The 26,870-nt window shown below is 64.4% G+C and carries 26 protein-coding genes; 13 read left to right on the forward strand and 13 right to left on the reverse strand.

Translation table 11 applies throughout. From position 1 onward, the window contains the following. Positions 1-10 precede the first annotated feature (10 nt). The 3 genes from LPB04_RS02055 to tyrS form a co-directional block, all read right to left on the reverse strand. Positions 11-676 (reverse strand): YbhB/YbcL family Raf kinase inhibitor-like protein, encoded by a 666-nt coding sequence (locus tag LPB04_RS02055; RefSeq protein WP_193687155.1) that lies wholly within the window; start codon positions 674-676, stop codon positions 11-13. 61 nt (positions 677-737) lie between these two features. Beyond that, the gene (gene dtd / locus LPB04_RS02060; RefSeq protein ID WP_193687156.1) at positions 738-1,196 is read right to left on the reverse strand and encodes a D-aminoacyl-tRNA deacylase; all 459 of its coding nucleotides are present in this window, start codon (positions 1,194-1,196) and stop codon (positions 738-740) included. Next, positions 1,193-2,455, reverse strand: coding sequence for a tyrosine--tRNA ligase (gene tyrS / locus LPB04_RS02065; RefSeq protein ID WP_193687157.1), 1,263 nt, complete (start codon positions 2,453-2,455; stop codon positions 1,193-1,195). Before tyrS ends, dtd begins: the two co-directional genes overlap by 4 nt. 150 nt (positions 2,456-2,605) lie before the next feature. On the opposite strand from tyrS, the gene LPB04_RS02070 reads away from it, so the two are divergent. Both LPB04_RS02070 and LPB04_RS02075 read left to right on the forward strand, forming a co-directional pair. After that, positions 2,606-3,967: a peptidoglycan DD-metalloendopeptidase family protein gene (locus tag LPB04_RS02070; RefSeq protein WP_193687158.1), complete on the forward strand. Its 1,362-nt coding sequence runs from the start codon at positions 2,606-2,608 to the stop codon at positions 3,965-3,967. 84 nt (positions 3,968-4,051) lie between these two features. After that, the gene (locus tag LPB04_RS02075) at positions 4,052-5,161 is read left to right on the forward strand and encodes an anhydro-N-acetylmuramic acid kinase (RefSeq protein WP_193687159.1); all 1,110 of its coding nucleotides are present in this window, start codon (positions 4,052-4,054) and stop codon (positions 5,159-5,161) included. A gap of 264 nt (positions 5,162-5,425) precedes the next feature. On the opposite strand, the gene erpA is transcribed toward LPB04_RS02075, so the two are convergent. The 5 genes from erpA to rplM form a co-directional block, all read right to left on the reverse strand. Beyond that, positions 5,426-5,794 carry an iron-sulfur cluster insertion protein ErpA gene (erpA, locus tag LPB04_RS02080; protein ID WP_136220584.1) on the reverse strand — a complete coding sequence of 123 codons (369 nt, stop codon included), beginning with the start codon at positions 5,792-5,794 and terminating at the stop codon, positions 5,426-5,428. A 54-nt stretch (positions 5,795-5,848) separates the two neighbouring features. Further along, positions 5,849-6,247 (reverse strand): bactofilin family protein, encoded by a 399-nt coding sequence (locus LPB04_RS02085; protein ID WP_193688831.1) that lies wholly within the window; start codon positions 6,245-6,247, stop codon positions 5,849-5,851. A 155-nt stretch (positions 6,248-6,402) separates the two neighbouring features. After that, on the reverse strand, positions 6,403-7,440 hold the full coding sequence (argC, locus tag LPB04_RS02090) for an N-acetyl-gamma-glutamyl-phosphate reductase (RefSeq protein WP_193687160.1): 1,038 nt from the start codon (positions 7,438-7,440) through the stop codon (positions 6,403-6,405). A gap of 153 nt (positions 7,441-7,593) precedes the next feature. Then, entirely contained in the window at positions 7,594-7,986 is a 393-nt protein-coding gene (rpsI, locus tag LPB04_RS02095) for a 30S ribosomal protein S9 (protein ID WP_027865814.1), read from the reverse strand. Positions 7,987-7,995: 9 nt separating this feature from the next. Beyond that, positions 7,996-8,424: a 50S ribosomal protein L13 gene (rplM, locus tag LPB04_RS02100; protein ID WP_056338863.1), complete on the reverse strand. Its 429-nt coding sequence runs from the start codon at positions 8,422-8,424 to the stop codon at positions 7,996-7,998. Between the two features lie 319 nt (positions 8,425-8,743). Between rplM and LPB04_RS02105 the strand changes: the two genes are divergently transcribed. From LPB04_RS02105 to LPB04_RS02120, 4 genes are all read left to right on the forward strand, one after another. Beyond that, on the forward strand, positions 8,744-10,186 hold the full coding sequence (locus tag LPB04_RS02105) for an alpha/beta hydrolase (RefSeq protein WP_193687161.1): 1,443 nt from the start codon (positions 8,744-8,746) through the stop codon (positions 10,184-10,186). A gap of 12 nt (positions 10,187-10,198) precedes the next feature. Further along, positions 10,199-10,930, forward strand: a complete 732-nt coding sequence (locus tag LPB04_RS02110; RefSeq protein ID WP_193687162.1) for an ABC transporter ATP-binding protein — start codon at positions 10,199-10,201, stop codon at positions 10,928-10,930. Further along, positions 10,927-12,111: an ABC transporter permease gene (locus tag LPB04_RS02115; RefSeq protein ID WP_193687163.1), complete on the forward strand. Its 1,185-nt coding sequence runs from the start codon at positions 10,927-10,929 to the stop codon at positions 12,109-12,111. The genes LPB04_RS02110 and LPB04_RS02115 overlap by 4 nt, the downstream gene beginning before the upstream one ends. A 93-nt stretch (positions 12,112-12,204) precedes the next feature. Beyond that, complete coding sequence (locus LPB04_RS02120) at positions 12,205-12,627, forward strand: OsmC family protein (RefSeq protein WP_193687164.1); 423 nt, start codon at positions 12,205-12,207, stop codon at positions 12,625-12,627. A gap of 134 nt (positions 12,628-12,761) precedes the next feature. Here the strand turns inward: LPB04_RS02120 and coq7 are convergent, their stop codons facing one another. After that, positions 12,762-13,406 carry a 2-polyprenyl-3-methyl-6-methoxy-1,4-benzoquinone monooxygenase gene (coq7, locus tag LPB04_RS02125; protein ID WP_193687165.1) on the reverse strand — a complete coding sequence of 215 codons (645 nt, stop codon included), beginning with the start codon at positions 13,404-13,406 and terminating at the stop codon, positions 12,762-12,764. 230 nt (positions 13,407-13,636) lie between these two features. On the opposite strand from coq7, the gene LPB04_RS02130 reads away from it, so the two are divergent. Genes LPB04_RS02130 through LPB04_RS02140 form a run of 3 tightly spaced genes read left to right on the forward strand, consistent with a single transcriptional unit; the run spans position 13,637 to position 18,301 of the window. Next, on the forward strand, positions 13,637-14,530 hold the full coding sequence (locus LPB04_RS02130; RefSeq protein ID WP_193687166.1) for an ABC transporter ATP-binding protein: 894 nt from the start codon (positions 13,637-13,639) through the stop codon (positions 14,528-14,530). Between the two features lie 3 nt (positions 14,531-14,533). Next, positions 14,534-18,049 (forward strand): ABC transporter permease, encoded by a 3,516-nt coding sequence (locus LPB04_RS02135; protein ID WP_193687167.1) that lies wholly within the window; start codon positions 14,534-14,536, stop codon positions 18,047-18,049. A 51-nt stretch (positions 18,050-18,100) separates the two neighbouring features. After that, a complete protein-coding gene (locus LPB04_RS02140) occupies positions 18,101-18,301 on the forward strand; it encodes an addiction module protein (RefSeq protein ID WP_227496591.1) in 201 nt (66 codons plus the stop codon). Between the two features lie 151 nt (positions 18,302-18,452). On the opposite strand, the gene LPB04_RS02145 is transcribed toward LPB04_RS02140, so the two are convergent. Next, positions 18,453-21,131 carry a DNA topoisomerase III gene (locus LPB04_RS02145; RefSeq protein ID WP_193687169.1) on the reverse strand — a complete coding sequence of 893 codons (2,679 nt, stop codon included), beginning with the start codon at positions 21,129-21,131 and terminating at the stop codon, positions 18,453-18,455. 383 nt (positions 21,132-21,514) lie between these two features. Here LPB04_RS02145 and LPB04_RS02150 point away from each other — a divergent pair, with 383 nt between their 5' ends. The 3 genes from LPB04_RS02150 (at position 21,515) to LPB04_RS02160 (ending at position 23,072) form a co-directional block, all read left to right on the forward strand. Then, a complete protein-coding gene (locus LPB04_RS02150; protein WP_193687170.1) occupies positions 21,515-21,967 on the forward strand; it encodes a hypothetical protein in 453 nt (150 codons plus the stop codon). 102 nt (positions 21,968-22,069) lie between these two features. Next, positions 22,070-22,525: a MarR family winged helix-turn-helix transcriptional regulator gene (locus LPB04_RS02155; RefSeq protein WP_193687171.1), complete on the forward strand. Its 456-nt coding sequence runs from the start codon at positions 22,070-22,072 to the stop codon at positions 22,523-22,525. 121 nt (positions 22,526-22,646) lie between these two features. After that, entirely contained in the window at positions 22,647-23,072 is a 426-nt protein-coding gene (locus LPB04_RS02160) for an organic hydroperoxide resistance protein (RefSeq protein ID WP_193687172.1), read from the forward strand. 75 nt (positions 23,073-23,147) lie between these two features. On the opposite strand, the gene LPB04_RS02165 is transcribed toward LPB04_RS02160, so the two are convergent. The 3 genes from LPB04_RS02165 to LPB04_RS02175 all read right to left on the reverse strand — a co-directional run bounded on the left by LPB04_RS02165 (position 23,148) and on the right by LPB04_RS02175 (position 26,035). Beyond that, positions 23,148-23,612 (reverse strand): DUF494 family protein, encoded by a 465-nt coding sequence (locus tag LPB04_RS02165; protein ID WP_136223162.1) that lies wholly within the window; start codon positions 23,610-23,612, stop codon positions 23,148-23,150. Between the two features lie 169 nt (positions 23,613-23,781). Then, positions 23,782-24,933, reverse strand: a complete 1,152-nt coding sequence (gene dprA, locus LPB04_RS02170) for a DNA-processing protein DprA (protein ID WP_193687173.1) — start codon at positions 24,931-24,933, stop codon at positions 23,782-23,784. 7 nt (positions 24,934-24,940) lie between these two features. Then, positions 24,941-26,035, reverse strand: coding sequence for a LysM peptidoglycan-binding domain-containing protein (locus tag LPB04_RS02175; protein WP_193687174.1), 1,095 nt, complete (start codon positions 26,033-26,035; stop codon positions 24,941-24,943). 276 nt (positions 26,036-26,311) lie between these two features. Between LPB04_RS02175 and def the strand changes: the two genes are divergently transcribed. Beyond that, positions 26,312-26,854, forward strand: coding sequence for a peptide deformylase (def, locus tag LPB04_RS02180; protein WP_193687175.1), 543 nt, complete (start codon positions 26,312-26,314; stop codon positions 26,852-26,854). Positions 26,855-26,870: the final 16 nt, after the last annotated feature.

Below are 26,870 nucleotides of genomic sequence, written 5' to 3' on the forward strand. Positions count from 1 at the left end.
GGTGAAATGATCAGGTAGAAAGCGTCGCTGCGACCTCAGGATTGAGCGAATAGACGCCGTAGATCTGCGCTTCGTCGAGAATGTGGCCACTCAGCGCCGCCCTTGCCTCGGCACAGGTAAAACTGCCCTCGAGCGGAAATTCGGCGATGTCGAGCGCATAGATTGTAAACACATAGGTGTGAACGCGCTCGTCGTTCCATGGCGGGCACGGGCCGTCGTAGCCGAAGTATTCGCCGGCCATGGCCGGATCCGACGCGAACCAGCTGGTGTAGTCGTTGACGCCCTGGCGCAGCTGGTGCTCGGTGCCGTTCTTGACGAGGAAAGGGACGTTCGGGCCGCTCTTGCCGCCCGGCGTGATCATGTCGGAGAACTGGCCCTCTTCGATCGCCTTCAGGCTCGGCGGGATGTCGACCAGCGCCCAGTGATGGAAATCGGCGCGCTTGAGCGACTCCGGCACGACCTTCCCTTCCTTGTTGACGTCGGTGCCGTCGGTCGGCGCATCGCCATCGACGCACAGGATCGCCAGCGACTGGGTACCAGCCGGCACGCCGTCCCAGGCCAGGTGGGGATTGCGATTGTTCGACAAGCGTACGTGCGCTTGCGGATCGATGACCGCGAACGCGCACTCCGGCGGAATCATGCCGCCTTCAGTAAATGAATCGCTCCAGATGTTCATCTTCGACTCCCCCACTGAACCTCCTTGTATGTTGTATTGACCGTGCGCTGCTACCGGGGTTTCAACGCGAAACAACGACCGGATCAACACGCAGCCAGATGGTCACCGGACCGTCGTTCGTCAGGCTCACTTTCATGTCTGCGCCGAATTGACCGGTCTCCACTTTGCCATGGCGCTGCCGCGCCTGGCGCACGAAATAATCGAACAGGCGACGCCCGTCGTCGGGGCTGGCCGCCGGCGAAAACGAAGGACGGGTGCCGGAGCGGGTATCGGCCGCCAGCGTGAACTGCGGCACGAGCAGCAGTGCGCCTTCGGTATCGGTGACGCTGCGGTTCATTTTGCCGGCCTCGTCGGAAAACACCCGGTAGCCCAGCAATTTGGCCAGCAGGGCGTCCGCTTCGCGCTCGGTATCGCCCTTCTCGGCGCAGACCAGCACCATCAGGCCGGCATCGATGGCGCCGACCGTCGCGCCCTCGACCACGACGCTGGCGTGGCTGACGCGTTGCAGCAGCCCGATCATGCCGTAAAGCTGACTCGCGCGAACTTGCGCTTGCCCACCTGCATCACGAACTGGCCGGCGTCGACTTTCAGATTCTTGTCGCTGACGACATTGCCGTCGATGCGCACGCCGCCCTGGTCGACCATGCGCATGGCTTCCGAGGTCGAGGCGCACAGGCCGGCCGCCTTCAGCAGCTGCGCCACGCCCAGCGGCGCGCCCGAGACGGCGACTTCCGGCACGTCGTCGGGGATGCCGCCCTTCGAGCGGTTGACGAAGTCGGCCAGCGCATCCTCGGCCGCCTGGGCCGAATGGAAGCGGGCGACGATCTCCTTGCCCAGCGCCACTTTGGCGTCGCGCGGGTTGGCGCCGCCCTCGACGGCAGCCTTCAGGGCGGCGATGTCGTCCAGCGAGCGGAAGGACAGCAGCTCGAAATAGCGCCACATCATCACGTCCGAAATGCTCATCAGCTTGGCGAACATCGTATTCGGCGCTTCGGTGATGCCGATGTAATTGTTCTTCGACTTGGACATTTTCTCGACGCCGTCCAGGCCTTCGAGCAGCGGCATGGTCAGGATGCACTGTGGCTCTTGCCCATAGTCCTTCTGGAGTTCGCGTCCAACCAGCAAATTAAATTTCTGGTCTGTTCCACCTAGCTCAAGGTCTGACTTCAAAGCGACCGAATCGTAGCCCTGCATCAAGGGATACAGGAACTCATGGACGGCAATCGGAGTCCCACTCTTGTAGCGCTTGGTGAAGTCGTCGCGTTCCATCATGCGGGCGACGGTGTAGCGCGAGGCCAATTGAATCATGCCGCGCGCGCCGAGGGGGTCGCACCACTCGGAGTTGTAGCGCATTTCGGTGCGCTCGGCGTCGAGCACGAGGGAAGCCTGACGGAAATAGGTCATGGCGTTTTCCTCGACCTGCTCGCGGGTGAGCGGCGGGCGCGTGACGTTACGGCCCGACGGATCGCCAATCATCGAGGTGAAGTCGCCAATCAGGAAAATCACCTGGTGGCCCAGGTTCTGGAGCTGGCGCAGCTTGTTCAGCACCACGGTATGGCCCAGGTGCAGGTCGGGGGCGGTCGGGTCCAGGCCCAGCTTGATACGGAGCGGCGTGCCGGTCTTTTCCGAGCGCACCAGCTTCTGCACGAATTCGCTTTCGATCAGCAGTTCGTCGACGCCGCGCTTGGTGATGGCGAGCGCTTCCTGGACCTTGTCGGACAGGGGCACAGCGGTGGCGGAAGCGGAGTTGTTATTACTACAAGACGCGGAGTCTGTCATAAATTCTTTGTAGGAGTTTGGCTAAAACGGTTGTAGGAGCGCATATTTTGGTACAATGCTCGATCCCATCAATCTTGCTGCAAGAAAACTTTTTAAAACAACAAGAAAAATAGCGGTCCTAAGTTCAAGCGGTAAATTTTAACTGATTGCATGAACCCAATACATAAATTCACCCGCAAAAGCCTGTTGAGCCTGGCCAATACGAGCCGTAAAACTCGTATCGTCGGCGCCGGCGCCCTTGCTCTCGCACTGTGCGCGTTTGGCGCTGTTGCGACCGCTCCGATCACCCAGGACGACAGCAACGTCCAGGTCGTGTCCGTCTCCGAACACCTGGCCCTGCCAAATCTCGCCGACCAGATCAGCGCCCTGCAACAGGACGAGCAGCAATTCATCCACGAAGAGCGCGTGCGTTCGGGTGATTCTATCGGCACCATGCTCGGCCGCCTTGGCGTGAACGATGCGCAGGCCCAGAACTTCATCCGTTCCGATAAACTCGCCCGCCGCCTCCTGTCCTTGAAAAACGGCAAGCGCCTGCAGGCCGAGACCGACGAGAACGGCGAACTGCTGTCGCTGCGCGCCACCCTGACCGACAAGAACAGCGAGCCGACCACGCTCACCATCGTCCGCCATGGCGACAGTTTCAAGGCAAGCGAAGCCCCTGCCAAGCTCGAGCGCCGCGTCGAAATGCGTTCGCGCGAAATCACCAATTCCTCGCTCTACGCGGCCACCGACGCGAACGTCGACGGCGGCTCGATTCCGGATTCGGTGGTCGGCGAAATCATCAAGATGTTCTCGACCAACATCGACTTCCGCGGCGACCTGAAGCGCGGCGACCGTTTCAATGTTGTCTACGAAACCTTCTGGCTCGACGGCGAACTGGTCAAAACCGGCCGCATCCTGGCAGGCGAATTCATCAACCGCGGCGCCAGCTACCAGGCCGTGTGGTTCGAAGACCCGGTCACCCGGCAGGGCGGCTACTACAGCCTGGACGGCAAGTCGCTGAAAAAAGCCTTCCTCAAGTCGCCGCTCGAATTCACCCGCGTCTCGTCGGGCTTCGCCAACCGCGTGCACCCGATCTCGGGCGAGTGGAAAGCACACAAGGGCATCGATTTCGCAGCCCCGACCGGCACCCCAATCCGCGCCGCCGGCGACGGCACTGTCGACTTCGCCGGTGTATCTAACGGCTACGGCAACATGGTCGTCCTGAAGCACTGGTCGAACTACAGCACCGCCTACGCCCACATGAGCCGCATCAACGGCCTGCGCAAGGGCGCCAAGGTCACGCAAGGCCAGGTCATCGGCTTCGTCGGCTCGACCGGCTGGTCGACCGGCGCGCACCTGCACTACGAATTCCGCGTCGCCGATGTCGCACGCGATCCGAGCACGCTGAAAGACCTGATGGCCGCTCCCCTGAGCAAGGGCGAACTGGCCCGCTTCCGGATGGCTGCCGCGGAAATGAACCACCGCTTCTCGCTGCTGACCCCGGGCGGCAACGCCATGGCTGCCCGCTAAGCGCCTCACGCATCTTCGTAAAACGCCTTCCCTGCTTCATGGCACGGAAGGCGTTTTTACGTGGGTCTCGATTATGATGGGCACATGATGACGAACAATTCCTCCTCTTCCCTTTATATTGGCCTGATGTCGGGCACCAGCCTGGACGGGGTCGACGGCGTGCTGGCCGATTTCGCCGACGGCAGCATCCGCACCCTCGAGGCCGCGTTTGTCCCCTTCCCGGCCACCCTGCGCGCCGAGCTGATGGCCTTGCAGGCAAACGGACAGAACGAGATCGAGCGCGAGGCGATCGCCGCCAACGGGCTGGCGCAGGCTTATGCCGAGTGCGTCGAGGCCTTGAAGACGCACGCGCCCGGACGGGTTGCCGCCGTTGCCGTGCACGGCCAGACCGTGCGCCACCGGCCCGAACTCGGTTTTACGCGCCAGACAAATAATCCCTCGCTGCTGGCCGAACTGACGGGCATCGACGTCATTGCCGACTTCCGCAGCCGCGACATCGCGGCCGGCGGCCAGGGTGCGCCGCTGGTGCCGGCGTTTCACGCGGCGGCCTTCGGCAAGCCGGGGACGACGCGCGTGGTCGTGAATATCGGCGGCATCGGCAACATCAGCATGCTGCACGAAGACGGCCGCGTCACCGGCTACGACACCGGGCCGGGCAATGTGCTGATGGACGGCTGGATCGGGCGCCATCAAGGCAAGGAATACGACGAGGGTGGGGCCTGGGGCGCGAGCGGGACGGTGGACGCCGCCCTGCTCGCGACCTTGCTGGAAGAACCGTATTTCCACCAGCCGGCACCGAAGAGCACGGGGCGCGACCTTTTCCACATGGAATGGCTGGATGCGCACCTGGCGGGCTTCTCGAGCCTCCCCGCGGCCGACGTGCAGGCGAGCCTGACCGCCCTGACCGCGCAGACAATCGCCAACGCCATCCTGGCCGAGAACGTGCGCGTCGACGCCGTCTATGTCTGCGGCGGCGGCGCCTACAACGGCACGCTGCTGCGCATGCTGGCGGCCGCTCTCGGCGGCCATGTGCTGGTGGAATCGACGGCAGAACTCGGCATCGCGCCGAACCGGGTCGAGGCGCTGGCGTTCGCCTGGCTGGGCTATCGGTTCAATGAGCGCCAGCCGGGCAACATGCCGGCGGTGACGGGGGCGAAGGGGCTGCGAATTTTAGGCGCACTGTATCCTGCCTAGATGCAGGTAGAGCAATCGCAGTGGCAGGGTGGGCTCCGCCCACGCGCGTCATCCTTTGCACGGCTGCGGCTTTACACGCGCAGCGCCACCTTGCATGCGATATGGCGCTCGCGCGTATAAAGTCGCGTCTGTGCAGGTGATAGCCCGCGTGGGCGGAGCCCACCCTACAAAAGCGTGCCACCCACAGCCCAAGGCGCAAAAAACAAATCCGGGCATTGCCCGGATCTGATAACGACACCCGGCCAGGCCGGGTTAGCGTAAAACTTACGCCGAGAACGACGAACCGCAGCCGCAGGTGCTGGTCGCGTTCGGGTTCTTGATGACGAACTGGGCGCCCTCCAGGTCATCCTTGTAGTCGATTTCGGCGCCGACGAGGTACTGGTAGCTCATCGAGTCGATCAGCAGCTGCACGCCGTTCTTCTCCATGGTCGTGTCGTCTTCGTTGACGATTTCGTCGAAGGTGAAGCCGTACTGGAAGCCCGAGCAGCCGCCACCCTGCACGAAGACGCGCAGTTTCAGGTCGGGATTGCCCTCTTCCTCGATCAGTTGCGCCACTTTTTCAGCGGCGCTATCGGTGAAGACGATAGGGGTCGGGATGGTGTCAAAGTCTACTACTTCGGCCACTGCAGTCATGGATAAACTCCTGATTGGATTCAAATTTATTCCATTATAGACTGTTCGTGACGGTCATGCCTGAGAGGCCTCCGCCACGGCCAGGTGGAACACGGGCTCGCCCGCCGGCTGGTGCGTGAGCTTGCCGGTAACCAGGGCGCCGCCGTGCATCTCGAGCAGCTTGTAATGGACATCACCATGAATGCGGCCTTTCGGCTGTAATTCAAGTAGTTCCGTGGAAAAAACCGATCCGGCGATGAATCCATTGACGACCAGGTTGGCGCAGCGTACTTCACCCTCGATGCGCGCGTGCTCCGAAACGATCAGCACGCTGTCCACGCCTTCGCTGGCGATCACGTTGCCGTGCACTTCGCCGTCGATGCGCAGGCCGCCGCTGAAGCACAGGTCGCCCTCGATCCGGGCAGCGATGCCGATCAGGCTGTCAATTTCGCTTTTTGCATTGCGACCGAACATGGTGGCACCCCTGAGAGATAGATGTTGTGATCGGAAAAAACCGATCAACCCATCGGTCAATTTACCGATCTCATCAGTTGCCGCCTTGATCTAGCTCTTGTCAGCTAGTGCAGGGCGGCAACGCCACAGGGATGCTCTTCAGTTATGCAACGAGCTTAGGGCAGCAGCGCGATCTGCTGCAAGCCGGTCGTCTCGTCAAAGCCGAACATCAGGTTCATGCACTGTACGGCCTGGCCGGAAGCGCCCTTCACCAGGTTGTCCTGCACCACCAGGATGACGACGGTGTTGCCGCCCTCCGGACGGTGCAACGCCAGGCGCAGCATGTTCGAGCCGCGCGTCGAGCGGGTTTCCGGGTGCGAGCCGAAAGGCATGACGTCGACGAAAGGCGAATCGGCATAGGTTTCCTCGAACAGCGCCTGCAGCTGCTCATCGGTGACTTCCTTCGTCAGGCGCGCGTACAGGGTGGCGTGCATGCCGCGGATCATCGGCACCAGGTGCGGGGTGAAGATCAGGCCGACCTTGTCGCCCGTAAAACGCTGCAGCTGGGCCGAGGTTTCCGGGGTATGGCGGTGGCCGGCGACGCCGTAGGCCTTGAAATTGTCGCTCGCTTCCGAGAACAGGGTGCCAATTTCCGCCTTGCGGCCGGCGCCCGAGACACCCGATTTCGCATCGGCGATCAGGTTGCCGGCGTCGATCAGGCCGGCTTTCAGGAGCGGTACGAAGCCCAGCTGCATCGTCGTCGGGTAGCAGCCCGGGTTGGCGATCAGGCGCGCCCCTTTGATGTCTTCGCGGTTCAGTTCCGGCAGGCCGTACACGGCTTCCTCGATCAGCTCGGGCGCCGTGTGCTCGATCTTGTACCATTTCTCGAAGGACGCGCGGTCCTTCAGGCGGAAGTCGGCGGCGAGATCGATGACTTTCACGCCGGCGGCCAGCAGGGCCGGAGCTTGCGCCATGGCCACGCCGTGCGGGGTGGCGAAGAACACCACGTCGCATTGCGTCAGATCGGCCTTGTCGGGCGCCGAGAAGGCGAGATCGACGCGGCCGCGCAGCGACGGAAACATGTCGGCCACCGGCAGGCCGTCTTCCTTGCGCGAAGTGATCGCGGTCAGCTCCACGCCGGGGTGGGCCGCCAACAGCCGCAGCAATTCCACGCCCGTGTAACCGGTTCCGCCAACGATGCCAACTTTGATCATGTTCTTTCCTTTGAAAATATGAATGGTGCAATGAGGCTGCAATTTTAACAGTCGATCGCTTTCAGGGCAGCGCATGCGGGCGCGGCATAAAAAAAGCCGCCCGAAGGCGGCTTCTTGTCCAGCAGTAAGCAGTCCGGAGACTGCTTGAAACGATTAACGCTTCGAGAACTGCTTGGCGCGACGTGCTTTACGCAGGCCGACTTTCTTACGCTCGACTTCACGGGCGTCACGGGTGACGAAACCGGCACGTGCCAGGTCGCCCTTGAGGCCTGCGTCGTAGTCGATCAGTGCGCGGGTGATGCCGTGACGGACGGCGCCAGCCTGGCCCGATTCGCCACCGCCGTGCACGTTGACCTTGATGTCGAAACGCTCGACGTTGCCGGTCAGTTCCAGCGGCTGACGGATGACCATCAGGCCGGTTTCGCGCGAGAAGTATTCGTTCGCAGGCTTGCCGTTCACGACGATCAGGCCGGTGCCGGCTTTGATGAACACGCGAGCGACTGCACTCTTGCGACGGCCGGTGCCGTAGTTGTAGTTACCGATCATGTCAGTTCCTTAGAGGGTCAGTGCTTGTGGTTGCTGTGCTGCGTGCGGGTGGGTGCCTTCCGCGTACACTTTCAGCTTCTTGATCATTGCATAGCCCAGCGGGCCCTTCGGCAGCATGCCTTTGACAGCCTTTTCCAGGGCACGGCCCGGGAAGCGCTGTTGCATTTTCAGGAAGTTGGTTTCGTAGATACCGCCCGGGTAGCCCGAGTGACGGTAGTACGTCTTGTTGGTGGCTTTCGTGCCGGTCACGCGCAGTTTGCCTGCGTTGACGACGACGATGTAGTCACCGGTATCGACGTGCGGAGTGAATTCTGGCTTGTGTTTGCCGCGCAGTCGGAGTGCCACTTCGCTGGCAACACGTCCGAGGACCAAGTCCGTCGCGTCAATCACGAACCAGTCGCGCTGGACTTCATGGCCCTTAGCGGAAAAAGTTTTCATGTTGACTTCCTAAATATATGTAAATTGCTCAAATGGCGGTTCCGCAATTGTCGCTGCGGACTCATCCTTATTATCTTTTCCAGAGCAAATGGAAAGCCGACGATTGTACTTCGACCAGACCACATGAGTCAAGACACCACGAGGAAGCCTGTCGCATCGACGCCTCCTCGCACGGCGCCAATTCGCCAGCGTGATGACATTCGACAATCAATCCCTTGCGAACCGGGCTAGACTCGGCTCAACCATTCCCTAGCGAAACTATCTGTTGACCGTAGAAACGATAGCAAATTACCATGAGTCAACTATCTGAGGAGTCTTCGTGAAAATACGTTCCATCCTGCCCGCCGTGCTGGCGCTGCTGGTCTCGAGCGGCGCGCCGGCGGCCGGCGGTCCCGCGGCAACGGGATCCAGGCCCGAAGCACGCACCTGCCACCTGCCCGGCTCCGAAGGGTCACTGCGCTGCCTTGCGGTCCCGGTGCCGCTCGACTACGCGCAACCCGCCAGGAAGGATCTGAAGATCCACGTCACAGTCGCACCGGCGTTTCGCGAGGGAGCCAAGGCCGACCCGCTGTTCGTGCTCGCAGGCGGGCCCGGCCAGGCCGGCAGCGAAGTGCTGATGCTGCTCTCGACCGCCTTCAAGCGCGTGCGCGCCACGCGCGACATCGTCTTCATCGACCAGCGCGGCACGGGATTGTCGGGCAAGCTCGATTGCAAGGAGCCGCCCGGACAGGAAACGATGAGCGACGCCGAACTCGAGGCCGAGGCGCGCCGCTGCGTCAGCACCAGCAAGACGCCGTTCGCGCTCTACAACACCGCGAATGCCGCGCGCGACCTCGAGGAAGTGCGGCGCGCGCTCGGCTACACGAAGGTCAACCTGTTCGGCGGCTCGTACGGCACCCGCCTCGGCCAGGCCTATGCGCGCGCGTTTCCGGCCAGCGTGCGCTCGCTGATCCTCGACGGCGTAGCCGCGCCCGACCAGGTCATTCCGGCCGGCGGCCGCGATGCCCAGGCCGCGCTCGACAAGCTGTTCGAAGGCTGCCGCAAGGACGCGGGCTGCAACAAGGCCTATCCGAACCTGCGCGCCGAATTCGACAGCCTGGCCGCGCGCACCGAGGCCGGCATCAAGCTCTCGGTCGCCGACCCGCGCACCGCGCAACCGGTCACCTTCACCATGACGGCGCAGCGCTTCAACGGCACCGTCCACAACATCCTGTATTCGCCGGCCGATGCGCGCCGCCTGCCCTTCCTGATCCACAGCGCGTACCAGGGCCGCTGGGAGCCCTTCATCGCGCGCCACAACATCAGCGGCGACTTCGCCGGCGAAGGCGGCACCGCCGCCCTGCTCTACCTGGCCGTGGTCTGCGCCGAGGACGTGCCGCGCATGACGCCGGAGCTGATGAAGGAAGATGCCGCTGCCATCACACGCCCCTTGACCGGCCGCATTCCGGCCATGTGCAAGGACATGAAGGTGCCGGCCGTGCCGTATGCCGCGCCGACCACGATCGAGGCGCCGGCCCTGCTGCTGTCGGGCGCGCTCGACCCGGTCACGGCGCCGCGCCGTGCCGAAAGCGCGGCGCGCTACATGAAGAATGCGCGCCACCTGGTGGTGGCCAATGCCGGCCACGGCGTCTCGCAGCTCGGATGCGCGCCGCGCCTGCTGCGCGAATTCCTCGACAAGCCGGGCGCCGCGCTCGATGCGACATGCCTGGCCGAGATCCCGCCCCCGACCTTCCAGCTCGGCAGCGCCGGGCCGCAACCCTGAAGCGAGCTCCCCATGATCGAAGTGCACGACGTACGTAAACAATTCGGCGATGTGAAGGCCCTCGGCGGCGTCAGCTTCAGTGCGCGCGACGGCCAGATTACCGCCCTGCTCGGCCCCAACGGCGCCGGCAAGACCACGCTGCTGCGCACCCTGGTGGGCCTGCTCAAGCGCGACCAGGGCACGGTCGCCATCGACGGCGCCGATCCGGAACGGGATCCGCTGGCGGTACGCCGCAACATCGGCTTCCTCACCGACCAGTTCGGCCTCTACGAGCGCCTCTCGACGCGCGAATACCTGCAGTACTTCGGGGAGCTGAACGGCATTGGCGGCGCGGCCCTGAAAACGCGGATCGAGGAGGTGTCGGAACTGCTGGCCATGGACGACATCCTCGAGCGCCGCACCAAGGGCTTTTCGCAGGGCCAGCGGATCAAGGTGGCGCTGGCGCGCACCCTGCTGCACCGCCCGCGCAACCTGCTGCTCGACGAACCGAGCCGCGGCCTGGACGTGATGAGCACGCGCGCGCTGCGGCGCGCCCTGATCGCGCTGCGCGAGGACGGCTGCTGCGTCATCATGGCCACCCACGTGATGCAGGAAGTGACGCACCTGTGCGACGACGTGATCGTCATCGCACAGGGCCATACCGTGGCGCAGGGCTCGCCAAGCGACTTGTGCCGGCGCACCGGCATCGAAAACCTCGAGGATGCATTCGTCAGCCTGGTCGGCGAAGAAGGGATTGCCGCATGAAGCCGCCATTTTTCATCATCTTCCTGAAAGAGCTGCGCGAAACCCTGCGCGAAAAACGCACCGTCGGCCTGCTGGTGCTGTTCACGCTGATGTATCCGGTGATGTTCGGCGTCCTGATCCAGCAGCTGATCGACCGCGCCACCCGTTCCGAGCGCGAGGGCATCGAACTGGCGGTCATCGGCTCGAGCAAGGCCCCGACCCTGATGGCCCAGCTCAAGCAGAAGAACATCACGGTGCGCGACACCCCGCCGATGGAAGAGCAGGCGATCCAGGACCTGCTCCAGAAAGGCAAGGTCGCGGGCGTGCTGCGCCTGTCCGACAAATTCGCCGACAACTACACGGCAATGCGCCCTGCCCGTATCGAGCTGTGGTACGACTCGGCCGCCGAGAAGAATGCGCAGCGGCGCGAAGTCGAGGACGTGCTGGAAGCCTATGGCGCCAACGTGGCCAGCGCGCGCCTGCTGGCGCACGGGGTGTCGCCGGCGACGCTGGCGCCGATCCAGGTGCAGCGCTACGACACCGGCACCAATGCCTCGCGCTCGGCCGGCCTGATCGGCGGGATGCTCAGCATGCTGTTCTTCCCCGCTTTCTTCTGCGGCATGGCGGCCGCGATCGACAGCACCGCCGGCGAACGCGAACGGCGTTCGATGGAAGTGCTGATGGCCCAGCCGGCGCGCGCATGGGAGATCGTCACCGGCAAGTGGCTGATGGCCGGCTTCCTCGCCGTGTCCGGCCTCACCCTGGAACTGCTGCTGGCGCACGGGGTGCTGTCCTGGCTGCCGCTGGAAGAGCTGGGCATGTCGTGGAGCCTGAACTGGGGCGACATCGCGCTGGTCTGCCTGGTCTCCCTGCCGCTGGCGCTGCTGGCCGCCGCGCTCCAGATTGCCCTGGCGATGAACGCGAAATCGTTCAAGGAAGCGCAAAGCACGCTCAGCATCGTGCTGCTGCTGCCGATGGTGCCCGGCGTCGTGGTCTCGATGATGGACCTGAAAACCTCGCTCTGGATGTATGCGGTGCCGATGCTGTCGAACCAGACCCTGCTGCGCGAAATGGCGAAGGGCGTCGAGGTCGGCCTGCTGCCCTTCCTGCTTACCTTCTTCAGCGCGGCGCTGCCGGCGCTGGCCATCGTCGCCTTCGCCGGCTGGCGCATGAAGAGCGAGCGCTACGTGCTGGCCGTGTAGGAAGCTGTCCCGGCAGGGAGGAAAACAGCCCACCCCGGCACGCCGCGGTGGGCTGTTTTACAATGACCGCCACCTTATAGCGGAGAAACCCACATGGAAGTCAAAGTCAGCTGGAACGGCCCCTCGGGCATGAGTTTTCGCGCCCAGACCGGATCGGGCCACATGGTCTCGATGGACGGTGCGCCGGAAGGCGGCGGCCACAACCTGGCGCCGCGGCCGATGGAGATGGTGCTGGTCGGCACCGGCGGCTGCACGGCCTACGACGTGGTATTGATCCTCAAGCGCGGGCGCGAGAACGTGATCGGCTGCGACGTCACGCTGCAGGCCGAGCGGGCGGAGACGGATCCGAAGATTTTCACGAAGATCAATTTTCACTTCGTGGTGACGGGGAAGAACCTGAAGCCGGCGGCCGTCGAGCGCGCCGTCAAACTGTCGCACGAGAAGTACTGCTCGGCCTCGATCATGCTGGCGGCGATGGCGGAGATCACGCATTCGATCGAGATTGTCGAAGCCTGACGCGGCCAGCGCCATCATGCCGGTATGCGCATTGCGCGGATACCGGTGACGGTGTGGCGTGCACCGGCACGAACGCGTGGGCTCGGGAGCCCACCCTACGTTACGCCAGCGCCGCAGGGATACGCACCAACGACTTACAAATAATACGCCGTCGTCGTCATCACTTTCGACATCGCGCGCATGATCAGCTTGACCGGCACCGGCATCTCCGCCGCGCCCAGGGCCTGGGCGGCATCGCCATGGGCGACTTCATCGAGGCGCATCTGCTCGACGATCGCGCGCGACTTGGCGTCCCCCGCCGGCAGCTGCTCGAGGTGGCTGTTCAGGTGCGCTTCGACCTGGCGCTCGGTCTCGACGACGAAACCCAGGCTGCGCGCGTCGCCCAGCTTGGCGGCCACGGTTCCCATTGCGTAGGCGCCCGCGTACCAGAGCGGGTTGAGCACGCTCGGCTGCGAGCCGAGTTCGGCCAAGCGCTGCGCGGTCCAGGCCAGGTGGTCCTCTTCTTCACGGCCGGCCTGCTCGAACTGGGCGCGCATGCCGGCACTTTGCGCGTGGCGCGCCTGCGAATCGTAGAGCGCCTGGGCGCAGACTTCGCCGACATGGTTCACGCGCATCAGGCCGGCGCTATGGCGCTGTTCGCGCTCGTCGAGTTCGCAGTCGACGGCATGCGCCGCCGGGTTCGCGCGCGAGGCCGCCGCCACGCCGCCGACCACGCGCAGCGCCTTGTCGAAGCCGACGATCAGGTCGTCGAGTGGACTGATGAAAGGGTTGGCTCGCATAGGATGTCCTTCGTCGCGGGAAAACCACATTATATGCGCCGTGCCTGCCGCTTGCCGCGCTGCTAAACGAGCACGTCCTGCCCCGCCTTTTTTGCACTCTGGCCGCCCCTGTGCGCCGTGCGTCGCACGGGTCCGCCCGAGTCAGCCATTAGGGCATACAATGCATTCGTCAAAAAAAGCTTGGCGGAAATGAAACTGACCGCTTTGCAAAGTATTCATCTGGAGTCCGCATGGAATTACGCATCCGCAATTTGTCCAAGACCTACGCCAACGGCGTGGTGGCGCTGGACAAGGTCACGCTGAACATCCCGCCCGGGATGTTCGGCCTGCTGGGGCCGAACGGCGCCGGCAAGTCGACCCTGATGCGCATCCTCGCCACACTGCAGGAATGCGATGCCGGCTCGGTCTTCCTGGACGATATCGACGTCCTCGACGAAAAGGACGAGGTGCGCCGCATGCTCGGCTACCTGCCGCAGGATTTCGGGGTCTACCCGCGCGTCACCGCCTATGAGCTGCTCGACCATTTCGCCCAGCTGAAAGGCATCGCGAACCGCAACCGGCGGCGCGAGGTCGTCGACGGCCTGCTCCAGCAAACGAATCTGTTCGAGGTGCGCCACCAGAAGCTGGGCACCTTCTCGGGCGGCATGCGCCAGCGTTTCGGCGTGGCGCAAGCCCTGATCGGGGACCCGCAGCTGATCATCGTCGACGAGCCGACCGCCGGCCTCGATCCGCAGGAGCGGGTGCGCTTCCACAACCTGCTGTCCGACATCGGCGCCGACAAGACGGTGCTGCTGTCGACCCACATCGTCTCGGACGTGGCCGACCTGTGCGCCAACATGGCGATCATTAACAAGGGCCACGTACTGCTGTGCGGCGAACCGGCGCGCCTGATCGAGGGAATCGAAGAAAACATCTGGGCGCGCTTCGTCGACAAGGCCGACCTGCCGCTGTTCCAGAAGCAGCACACGGTGATCTCGACGCGCCTGCGCGCCGGGCGCACGCTGATCCACGTGTATGCCGAGGGCGACCCCGGCATGGGTTTCGAGGAAGCCCATGCCAGCCTGGAGGACGTCTATTTCGCCACCATCGCCGGCCGCCACAACTTCCAGGCCGGGAACTGCTGATCGATGGCAGCGCTTCTTTCCATTGCCCGGTTCGAGCTGCGCGGACGCCTCAGGCAGGTATCGACCTGGGTCTGCTTCTTCGCCTTCCTCGCCCTGGCGATATTGTGGACGGCCGCCGCCGGCGGCGTGTTCAAGGATACCGTGGTCGCCTTCGGCTCGCGCGTGCTGATCGACGGCCCGCGCCAGGTGGCCTTGTCGACCGCCTTCCTCGGCTGTACGGCCGTGGTCGTGATCGCCGCCTTCATGGGGCGCGCCGTGCAGCAGGACTTCGAGCACGGCATGCACCATTTCTTCTTCAGCGCCCCGATCCCGAAATACGCCTATGTGTTCGGGCGCTTCCTCGGCGCCTGGGCGATCCTCGCCTTCGTGTTTGCAGCGATTCCGCTCGGGTCCTGGCTCGGCAGCCTGCTGCCGGGGATCGACCCCGACCGCGTCGGCGCAGCCGGGCCGCTGACCTATGTGCTGCCCTGGCTGCTGACGCTCTTGCCCAACCTGTTCATCTTCGGGGCGATCTTCTTCGTGCTGGCGGCGCTCACGCGGCGCATGCTGCCGGTGTATGTCGCCAGCATCGTGCTGATGGTGGGCTACACGATCGCGCCCTCGATCGCGCGCGACTTCGACTATAAAACCCTGGCCGCGCTGATCGATCCCTTCGCCACCACGGCGCTGCTGCGCCTGACCGAATACTGGCCGATCGCCGAACGCAATGCGCGCCCGGTCCTGCTCGAGGGCGTGTATCTGGCCAACCGCCTGATCTGGTGCGGCTTCGGCCTGGCCGTGCTGCTGCTCGGTTACTGGCGCTTCCACCTGGTCGGTTTGCTCGAGTCGCGCAGCCTGGACCCGCGCGGCCCGGGCGAGGCGGCGCCGACCCTGTCACAGGCGGCGGTCAACACGCGCGAGCAACCGGACTTCGCCCGCCGCAGCCTGGTCGTGCTGCTGGCCAGGGAAGCGCTGCTGCACCTGCGCCAGTCGGTGGCCACGCTGCCCTTCGCGCTGATCGCCCTGGCCGGCATGGCCCTGATCGCGGTCGGCAGCTTCGACATCGGCCGCCTGCACGGCGCGCGTACCTATCCCGTGACCTGGCAGATGCTGGAACTGGTACGCGACGTGTTCTCGTGGTATATCGTGATCGTGACGGTCTTCTACGCCAGCCAGCTCGTATGGCGCGAGCGCGATGCGGGGACCAGCCAGCTGTTCGACGTGCTGCCGGTGCCGGGCTGGCTGGCGCCGCTCTCGAAGACCCTGGCGCTGGTCGCGATGCAGGCGCTGCTGCTGTTCCTGGCGATGCTCGCGGCGATGCTGTGCCAGCTGGTACGCGGCTATTTCGCGCTCGAGCCGGGCCTGTACCTGCACACCCTGTTCACGATTTTGCTGCCGCAGTACGCGCTGCTGGCGGTGCCGGCGATCGCGGTGCAGGCGTTCTGCAACCGCAAATACCTCGGCTATGCGGTGCTGGCGGCGCTCGGCGTGGCGGGCATCGCCCTGCGCGGACGCGGCCTCGACCACCTGCTGCTGCCCTACACGGGCTTCCCGCCGCTCGACTATTCGGGCATGAACGGCTACGGCTACGAGCTGCTGCGCGAACGGGTGCTGTCGCTGTACTGGGGCGGCCTGGCCCTGATCCTGCTGGTGGCCAGCGTGGTGCTGTGGCCGCGCGGCGTGAACGCCGAACTGCGCAGCCGCTGGCGCCTGGCGCGCCAGAACCTCACGCTGCCGATCCTCGGCGCCTTCGGCGCCGGCCTGCTCATCTTCGCCGGCACTGGCGCCCTGCTCTGGTACGAGCTGGACGTGGCGGGCAACTACCGCACCACACACGCCGCCGAGGCACGCCGCGCCGCCTACGAAACCCTGTACCGGCGCTACGCCCGGCTGCCGCAGCCGGCGCTCACCACGGTCGACCTGCGCGTCGACCTCCACCCGCGCAGCCGCACCCTGGCGGTGCAGGGCCACTACCAGCTGCAGAACCGCGGCGCGGCGCCGCTGCTCGACGTGATCCTGTACCAGGAGCCGGGCACCGACCTGGCGGCGCGCCTGTCGGAGCCGGCGACACTGGTCACGAGCGACCGCGAGCGCGGCTTCTTCCACTATCGGCTGGCACGCCCGCTGATGCCGGGCGCGCGCCTGGCGCTCGCGTTCGAACTCAGCGCCGCGCCGGGCGGCCTGCTCGGCATCGGCAGCGACACGCCGGTGGCCACGAACGGCAGCTTCTTCACGAACGAGGCGCTGCCGCGCATCGGCTACCAGGCCGCGGTCGAGCTGGACGACGCGCGTGACCGCCGCCGCCACGGCCTGCCGCCGCGCGTGGCGCCGGCCGCCCCGCTGCCGCAGCAGATCGCCTTCAGCGCCATCGTCGGCACCGCCGTCGACCAGGTGGCGGTGGCGCCGGGCACGCTCGAGCGCGAGTGGATCGCCAATGAGCGGCGCTACTTCCATTACCGCTCCGACGGCGCCATCCCGAACGATTATGCGATCGCCTCGGCGCGCTATGCGGTGCGCCACGAGCGCTGGCAGGACGTCGCCATCGACGCCTATTTCGCGCCCGGGCACGAGGCGAATGTCGAACGGCTGCTGCGCGGGGCCAGCGCCGCCCTCGACTACGGCACCGGCCAGTTCGGGCCCTACGGCCAGCACGACCTGCGCCTGGTCGAGACGCCGCGCCGGAGCGGCAGGCCGCACGGCTTCCCGGGCATGCTCGCCCTGCCGGAACACGGCGCCTTCATCGCGCGCACCGACAGCAAGGCGAGCGGCAAGGACGCCGGCATCGATTATCCGCTCTACACGGCTGCCTGGAGCACCGCGCACCAGTGGTGGGCGCGCCAGCCGGGCGGCGCCCTGCTGGCGGACAGCCTGGCCGAATACACGGCGCTGATGGCGGTGCGCCGCAGCGCCGGGGCGTCCGCGATGCGGCGCTACCTGCGCGAGGACCTGCACTCCTACCTGATGGGCCGTGCGCTGGCCAGCCGCGAACGGCCGCTGGCCGACTACGTGGACGAGGTCTGGTTGCGCCGCAGCAAGGGCGGAATCGCGCTCTACCTGCTGCAGGATCTGCTGGGCGAAGAGCGGGTGAACGGCGTGCTGCGCAAGCTCGCCATGCAAGCCGGCCCCACCCCCGACATGGCGGCGCTGGCGGCGGCCCTGCGCGCGGTGGCGCCGGCCGACAAGGCCTACCTGGTGCACGACCTGTTCGAGGACATCGTGCTCTACGAGAACCGCGCCGACAGCGCCAGCGCGCGCCAGCTGGCCGATGGCAGGTACGAAGTGACGCTCCACGCCAGTGCGGCCAAGGTGCGCGCCGGGGCGCCGGTCGAACAGGACCTGCCGCTGGCCGACTACATCGAATTTGGCGTCGACGACCGCGCCGGCAACCCTTTGGCGCGCGAACGGCGCAAGGTCACCGGCCATGCACAGCGCATCGTCTTCGTCGTCGCCGCCCGCCCGGGCCGCGCCGGAATCGACCCTGACCACAAGCTGATCGACAAGAAGCCCACGGATAACATGGTTGTAGTCGACAACGGGTAAAAGTCGCGATATTATCGAGACACTATTACATTGAGGTTAAAGATGTCGACCATGCTTGCCGAAGTTTGCGAAAAAATTCAGCTCCTCAATGCCGAGGAAAAGCATGAGGTGCTGCGTGTCCTGTTGCAGGACATCGACGATCTTGCCGATGCGGACGCCGACGAGGCCTGGCGCGACGAAGTCGTGCGCCGGGTAAAGGCGATCCGCAACGGCGAGGCCGCGATCCGCGCCTTGCAGGACTGGCAGGAGTGAGCCGCGCAGTGGCGAACGCCGCGCCGGCACGCCGCGACACTTATCCGAATCGGGTAACTGTATAAACAATACAGGATAATCAGCACTCAGCGACAGACGAAAAAAAACCGCGACCCGGGGGCCGCGGTTTTTTTATGCCCGCTCGCCGGGCTTACTTCCTGGCGGCGGCGCGCTTGGCAGGCGGCTTGGCAGCCGTCCCTTTCGCGGCCGCTTTCTTCGCTGCCGGCTTGGCAGCCGCTTTCGTGGCTGCTTTCGCGGCCGGCTTCTTCGCCGCCTTCACCGCGGTCGCTGCGCCCTCGCCCTCGGCGCCATCGGCCTCGGCATCGTTTGCCGCCGCCTTCGGTTTAGCGCCCGGCTTGGCCTTGCGCTCCTCGAACTCGAAGCTGATCTTGCCGTCCTTGCCCCGCGTCAGGAAGGCTTTGAAGGAACGGCGGGTACGCTGCGACACGAAGCCCGGCAGCAAATCCGTCTTGCCGTCGTTGAGCAGTTTCGCCATCTGCTCAGGGAGGATCTCCTGCTGCAGGATGATACGGCCGCTGCGGAAGTCGCAGGTCTTCGGCTTGGCTACCTGGTTTTCGCAGACATAGGCCAGGCCCATTTCGTAGACCCCGGCATTGCACTTCGGGCAGGGCCCGAGCGGGGTCTGTCCGGTGAAGTCCACGCCCTCTCCCTCTTCGCCGTCGGCCGAATCCTGGCCGAAATCGAATTCGAGCTTGAAGTTCTTGATCTCCTCGTCGCGCACGATGCGCAGGATCGCGGCGAAGGGACGGCCCATCTTCGAGCGGAAGCCCTGCAGCGGACCGATGGTGCGCTTTTCCAGCAGCTCTTCGACCTCGTTGATCTCGAACTGGCGGCTGCCCGGCGTCTTGCTCATCGAGAAGTCGCACTTGGTACAGGCGAAGCGGCGGTAGTTTTCCTTGACCACGCCGGCGCAGTTCGGGCACGGGGTTTTCAGGGTCGCGTACTCGCCCGGAATCGTGTCGTTGTCATATTCCTTGGCGCGCTTGACGATGATTTGCGTCATCTGCGCAATTTCCCGCATGAACTCTTCGCGCGAAATCTTGCCCTTCTCCATCTGCGACAGCTTGTATTCCCACTCGCCGGTTAGTTCCGGCGCGGTGAGTTCGTTCACGCCCAGGCCGCGCAGCAAGGTCATCAGCTGCGATGCCTTGGCGGTCGGGATCAGCTCGCGCCCCTCGCGGATCAGGTATTTCTCGGTCAGCAGGCCCTCGATGATGGCCGCACGCGTGGCCGGGGTGCCGAGACCCTTGCCGGCCATCGCATCGCGCAGCTCGTCCGAGTCGACCAGTTTACCGGCGCCTTCCATGGCCGACAGCAGCGTCGCTTCACTGTAGCGCGCAGGCGGCTTCGTCACCAGGCCGTTGGCAGTGATTTTGTCCGTCAGTACCTTCTCGCCCTTCGCAACCGGGACCAGCGTGGCGCCGTCCTTGTCGTCGCCCGTGGTGTCCTTGCCGTAGACGGCCAGCCAGCCCGGGTTGGTCATGACCTTGCCCTCGGTCTTGAACTGGTGGCCCGAGACTTCGGTGAAGCGGGTCGTGACCAGGAACTCGGCCGGCGGGAAGAAGACGGCCAGGAAGCGGCGCGTGACGAGGTCGTACAGCTTTTGTTCCGGCTCGGTCAGGTTCTTCGGGGCGACACCGGTCGGGATGATCGCGAAGTGATCCGAAATCTTCGTGTTGTCGAAGATGCGCTTGTTCGGCTTGACCCAGCCGTTCTTCGTCACCTGTTTGGCGAACTGGTTGTAGTTGTTCGTGTCGGCCAGCGCGTTCATCGTTTCCTTGACGGTCGCGATATAGTCTTCCGGCAGGTGGCGCGAGTCGGTACGCGGGTAGGTCAGCACCTTGTGCTTCTCGTACAGCGCCTGGGCCAGGCCCAGGGTGTTCTTGGCCGAGAAGCCGAAGCGGCCGTTCGCCTCGCGCTGCAGGCTCGTCAGGTCGAACAGGGCCGGCGCCATCGAGGTGGTCGGCTTCGATTCCTCGGTGACGACGCCCTGCTTGCCGCGGCAGGCGGCGGCGATCGAGTCGGCGGCCGTCTTGCTCCACAGGCGCTCCGGGCGCTTCTCGGGGTCGTTCTCGTCCTTCTTGAACTGCTGGTCGAGCCAGCGGCCTTCGTAGATGCCGGCGGCGCAGACGAACTCGGCGCGCACTTCCCAGTAGTCGCGCGGGACGAATTTCTTGATTTTTTCTTCGCGCTCGACCACGATCGACAGGGTCGGCGTCTGCACGCGGCCCACGGTCGTCAGGTAAAAGCCGCCCTCTTTCGAGTTGAAGGCGGTCATGGCGCGGGTGCCGTTGATGCCGATCAGCCAGTCCGCTTCCGAACGGCAGCGCGCAGCGTCGGCCAGCGGCAGCATCTCTTCGTCGCTGCGCAGCTGCTTGAAACCTTCGCGGATCGCGTTGGCCGTCATCGACTGCAGCCACAGGCGTTTCACGGGCTGCTTCGCCTTCGCGTTCTGCGCGATCAGGCGGAAGATCAGTTCACCTTCGCGGCCCGCGTCACATGCGTTGATGAGGGTGGTGACGTCCTTGCGCTTGATGAGCTTGTTCAGCACTTTCAGGCGCGACTCGGTCTTTGGAATCGGGTTCAGCGCAAAATACGGCGGAATCATCGGCAGGTGGGTAAAACTCCACTTGCCGCGCTTGACGTCGTATTCCTCGGGCACGGCTATTTCCAGCAGGTGGCCGACGGCGGACGACAGGATGTATTCGTCGTTTTCGAAATACTCATCGTGCTTGGTGAAGCCGCCCAGCGTCTTCGCGATGTCGTTCGCGACAGACGGCTTCTCGGCGATGATGAGGGTTTTGGTCATAGGGTTTCTCGTAGTACTTATATATATGGTGTATTTGGCCTGCGCATCATACATGCTTTGGCGGCCGGGCCGGGCCGCAGCATCACGGCATCGCGGCACTAATGTCTTAGTAGTAACAGTCTTGAATGAGCGGCCAATGATAAGCGCGTTATCGCGCTGTTCGCAAGTAGGCTCTGCACCTTCCTTGTGCGGCGCGCCATCGGCCGCACGCTCGTGGCGCGCTTGCAACGACCGGATTTTCGCTCGTGCCACCCGGATATCTTGTCGGTGACGGTGGGCGCCTTCCTACATTGCCTCCACCATGATTCCGATACAAGCGGCGCCGCGCCGCGCGCATGATCGGCCTGTTGGCGCCCTCACGCGCCGTATCAGGAGGATCGACCATGAGCGACAAGCACAAAGGCATGGTGAACGAGCACGGCCGCAGCGTGCGGCGCGAAAAAATGGTGCCGGTGGCGCCGGAAAGCCAGCAGGGCAAATCGCCCGGCTCCGGCGCGGGCAACCGCCAGTCGGACGTGGGTCTGGGTACGCAGGCGGGCAGGATGGGGGCAAGCGACGCCGGTTCGCGCGGCGGGCCCGGTTCGCAGACCGGCGGACGCAGCGCACGCCAGCAAGCCCAGCGCATGCAGGCCCAGGCGGAGGCCGACCGGCTCGGTACCTCGATGCAGTCGGGCGCCGGTGGACTCGAGCAGAGACAGCATGCCGGTTCGAAAGAATCCGGGACGGCGCCGGGTTCGCTGCAGTCGGGCGGCGCCGGATCGGGCGGACGTGGGGGACCGGAGCAGGCTGCGTCGGATGCCGGTGCGGGGCTGGCGGGGACGGACAAGAAGCGCTGAGCAGGGAAAGCGCACCCTGGCTGGAGCAAGCGGCCGGCCAGGGTATTTGCGTAAACAATAAAATCGCTTGCAATTGAATAGCGCGCGATCTAAACTGCGGACATGACAAGCAAATCCGCCAAGACCGACGCCCTGCTCCGCCTCGACAGCCAGCTGTGCTTCGCCCTATACTCGGCCAACCTGGCGATGACCAAGGTGTACCGGCGCCTGCTGGCCGACCTGGGCCTGACCTACCCGCAATACCTGGTGATGCTGGTGCTGTGGGAAGGCGACGGCATGACGGTCTCGAACCTGGGCGAGCGCCTGTTCCTCGACTCGGCCACGCTCACCCCGCTGCTCAAGCGCCTGCAGGCTGCAGGCCTGGTGCTGCGCGAACGCGGACTCGAGGACGAACGCCAGGTGCTGGTCAGCCTGACGGAGGAAGGACGCGCGCTGCGTACGAAAGCGCGGGCGGTGCCGGAAAACGCGTTTTGCGCGACGGGCTGCAAGCCGGAAGAATTGCAGGCGATGCGGCGCGACCTCGAGCAATTGCGCGCCAGCCTGGCGCAACACAGCTAAAGGCAGGTGTGGACGCATGCAGTGCAATAATGCGGGCATTTAGATAGCACGCGATTTAATCGACAGCGACCGATTTCGTGGTGCGGCGCTGCCCTCTCATCACCACGCTTTGGAGAAAAAGATGTCCCTCGAAAAAACCTTGTATGTCGCCCACGCAACCGCCACCGGTGGCCGTGATGGCCGTGCCGTATCGTCCGACGAGCAACTGAGCGTCGCACTGGCCACGCCGCGCGAACTCGGCGGCGCAGGCGGCGCCGGCACCAATCCGGAACAGCTGTTCGCGGCCGGCTATGCAGCTTGTTTCATCGGCGCATTGAAGTTCGTGGCGGCAAAAGAAAAAGTGGCGCTGCCGGCGGAGACGGCAATCACGGCCGACGTCGGCATCGGTCCCCTGCCGACCGGCTTCGGCATCGAAGTGACACTCAATGTCTCGGTTCCGGGCCTGGCGCGCGAGCTCGTCGAATCGCTGGTGGAGAAGGCCCACGTGGTGTGCCCGTACTCGAACGCAACGCGCGGCAACATCGATGTGACGCTGAATATTGCGTAATCAGCAGCGAAAACAAAATCAATAGCACAAACAAAAACTCCCGCAGTGCGGGAGTTTTTGTTTGTGCTTGTTCGATTAATGCAGCTGGCGCGGAATCTGTTCGTCGTCGGAGCCGAACAGGTCGTCGAAGATCAGTGCATCCGGTTCCTTGTTCTGGCTCCACATCATCATCAGCACGATGATCTTCAGCTTGCTCAGGGTAACGGGCGATTCGTCCACCGCGAGCGCACGCTCGATGACGATTTCGCGCTGCAAGGGCGTGAGCAGCTTGGCGCTTTCGAGGAACTGGATGAAACCGATCGCGGCGCTGCCGAGCTCGTTATATTCCTCGTCCACGTAGTAACGCGTGCCGGTAGAGGCGACCACGTCGGCCAGCTCTTCGCCCGCCATTTCAGTGAGACCCGTAAGCCAATCGATGGCCTCGCAGATCTCGAAGTCGTCGAAGCCGACGGCGGAGAGTTTGCGTGCCAATGCAGCCGGCTCGGGGCAGGCTTCGGGACGATAGTACGTCTCGTAGAGGTAGACCAGGATGTCGAACATAGTGACGCTACTGTAGCAGCTAAGCTCGTACAGGTACAAGCTTGCTGCGTGTGTGCGCATGCGGCGAACGGAAATCGTCGTTTTTCGGCCTTATCGGTTCATACAGGCTTGTAATTCATGTTCGAAAAAATGTCCCTGTTCAAGCATTTACCCAGGGCGAATGAAACGCTTATTGAACAAGCACGCGTTGCACTTTTCCTCCGGGAAGACGTTCGATCATGCCGGCCATTTCGAGTGCCAATAAACCCATGCTCAATTGACCGATACTGGTGCCGAGTCGTTCCAACAAGTCGTCGACAGCGAGCGCTTCGTGCCCCAGCTGCGCCAGCAAATCGGTGCAGTCCGTTTCGGTCGGCAAGGCGTTTGTTGCAGTCGTGTTTGCAGACGGCAGCGATGCAAGCGGCGACACCTGCATCGCCTCCAGCACTTCATCCACCGTTTCCACCAGCCGCGCACCATCGCGTATCAGCTTGTGGCAGCCCTTGGCCAGCGGCGCATGGATCGAGCCGGGCAAGGCGTAGACCTCGCGTCCCTGTTCGGCGGCCACGCGCGCGGTGATGAGGGAGCCCGATTGCGCCGCCGCTTCGATCACGAGCACGCCGATTGACAAGCCGCTGATGATCCGGTTGCGGCGCGGGAAATTGCCGCTGGTCGGAGGCGTGCCGAGCGCGTATTCGCTGACGATGCAGCCGTCGTTGGCAATGCGTTCGGCCAGTGCGCGATTGCGCGCCGGATAGAACAAGTCGGCGCCGGTGCCGACCACGGCAATCGTCGAACCCGCGCCGCGCAACCCGCCTTCATGCGCGGCGGCGTCGATGCCGAGTGCGAGGCCGGACACCACGCACACACCGGCGTTCGACAGTGCAGTCGCGAACGCCGCTGCATTCGCCTTTCCCTGTACGGTGGCATTGCGGCTGCCGACGATCGCCAGCGCCGGTCGCGCAAGCAGGTCGATGCGTCCTTGTATATAGAGCAGCAGGGGCGGATCGGGAATATTGGCGAGCGCCTGCGGATAGGCGGCATCGCCCAGCGCCAGCACGTGGTGCGAGGGAGTTTGCAGCCAGGCGAGCGTGGTGTCGATCAGGGCACGCGTCGTGCCTGATGGCGGCGCGCACAGGCTGCGCGCCAGGGCAGGACCGACGTGCCGGGCCAGCGCGGCGTGGCCGGCCTCGAAGATGGCGCGCGGCGAACCGAAGGCTTCCAACAGCAGGTGTGCAGTGCGCAGTCCCACCCCGCGCGCGCCGTCGAGGCGCAGCCAGTCGCTCAGTTGCGTACCGGGTTGCTCGATGCGGCTGGCGGGGATGGGGTCCGTGTCCTGCACGGTGGATTTACTCCGGTGATTTCGCCACGTCGCCGACTTCCACCGGCGCCGTCACTTGCATGATCAGGCCGTACGAAACGCGCCCGAACACTCGGAAGATGAACAGGCTGCCATACTGTTCATCGGGAAGCTTCATCTTCGCGCGGCCGATTCCGAGGAAACCCCTCTTCCCTTCCGGATCGGCCACCGTCTTCCCGAAATGATAGAGCTGCAGCACCGAGCCGACATCGAGTCCGTCAATCGAACCACGGTTGACAGTGACGACCTGGCTCTGTCCGGCATAGCTGACGCCCGCGTAAATCGACATCACGCGCGCGTCGACGGGCGACTGCGGCGCATGCGGCACATAGTTGCGCACGGCCGGCGGCGGGGCCGGCAGCAGGCGGTCGCCGACGCCCATTTCGCTCACCGAGTTCGAAACCGTCATGGTGTGCACGTCGACGCCGGGCGCGGCCGCTTTCACCAGTTTTACCGTACCGACATAGGCGGCCTCGTGCGCGAGCAGCGCGCCCGTCTGCGGATCGCGCAACGGGGCGCCCGGACGGAACACCTGGAATTCGGTTGCGCCCTGCAGATCGCCGCGCACATACACGCGGTCGCCCGTGCCCAGGTATAAATGACCCTCCTGGGAGGCGGCGATGCGCGGCGCGCCCGCCAGCGCATCCTTCTCGACGACGAGCGGCTGGGTCAGGTAAGGTTCGATCACACTGGCGGGGATGGCGTCGATGGCGCCGCGCTCCAGGCCTTCGCTGCGCACCTGCGGCGACAGGCGCAGCACGGGCGCGCCTCCGCCGTCATCGCTGCCCGGCTTCGTCAGCGACAGGCGGCCGTGCACGCGGTCGAAATACACGATCTGGCCCGGATAAATCCAGTGCGGATTGCGGATTTCCTCGCGGTTCATGCCCCAGACCTGGGGCCAGCACCAGGGATGCTCGAGGAAGGCGCCGGAAATATCCCACAGGGTATCGCCCTTGACCACGCGGTGCTGGTCGGGCGCATTCGGCTTGAAGCTGCATTCGGCAGCCTGGACGGGGCCGGCCACGACACACGCGACGAGCGCCGCGGCTACAGCGCGGGTCACGACTGTGCTAAAATTTTTCATTGAAGACGTCCGTAAAGTGCGGCATTGACAACGGAATTGCTGGCGGTGTCCATCACTCGGCCAGCCACACGGCGCAAGAGACGGCATAGATTGCACTCCGGACCGCACGGCGGATCAGGAAGAGTTGCCCAACTGAATCAAATTCTGCACACAAATCCTCGAACTAGCAAGACAAACCGCGTCCTGTTTCCCCGGCGATGTGTTGCATTCCTGCTCTGCGCCCCGCTCTGCCGACCTCCACCATTATCCTTATATAAAATTACTTAACTCCCTGATATGGCCCTCCTGAAAATCCTGCGCTATCCCGATCCACGTCTGCACAAGGTCGCCGCGCCTGTCACCGAATTCGGCGAGCGCCTGGCCAAGCTGGTGGCCGACATGGCCGAGACCATGTACGACGCCCCCGGCGTCGGCCTGGCCGCGACCCAGGTCGACGTGCACGAGCGCGTGGTCGTGATCGACACCACCGAGACGCACGACGAACTGCGCGTGTTCGTCAATCCGGAAATCATCTGGGCCAGCGAGGAAAAGCAGGTCTACGACGAAGGCTGCCTGTCGGTGCCGGGCATCTATGACGGCGTCGAGCGCCCGTCGCAGGTCAAGGTACGCGCCCAGGATGCGAAAGGCGAGTTCTTCGAGCTCGATTGCGACGGCCTGCTGGCCGTCTGCATCCAGCACGAGATGGATCACCTGATGGGCAAGGTGTTCGTGGAATACCTGTCGCCTTTGAAACGTAACCGCATCAAGGCCAAGCTGCAGAAGGAAGAGCGCGGCATGGAACGCGAGGCGGCTCTCAAAGCTGCCGGCCGCCGCTACTAAGTTGATGACGAGCGCG

This window comes from Massilia litorea (assembly GCF_015101885.1).
Classification (GTDB): Bacteria; Pseudomonadota; Gammaproteobacteria; order Burkholderiales; family Burkholderiaceae_D; genus Telluria; species Telluria litorea.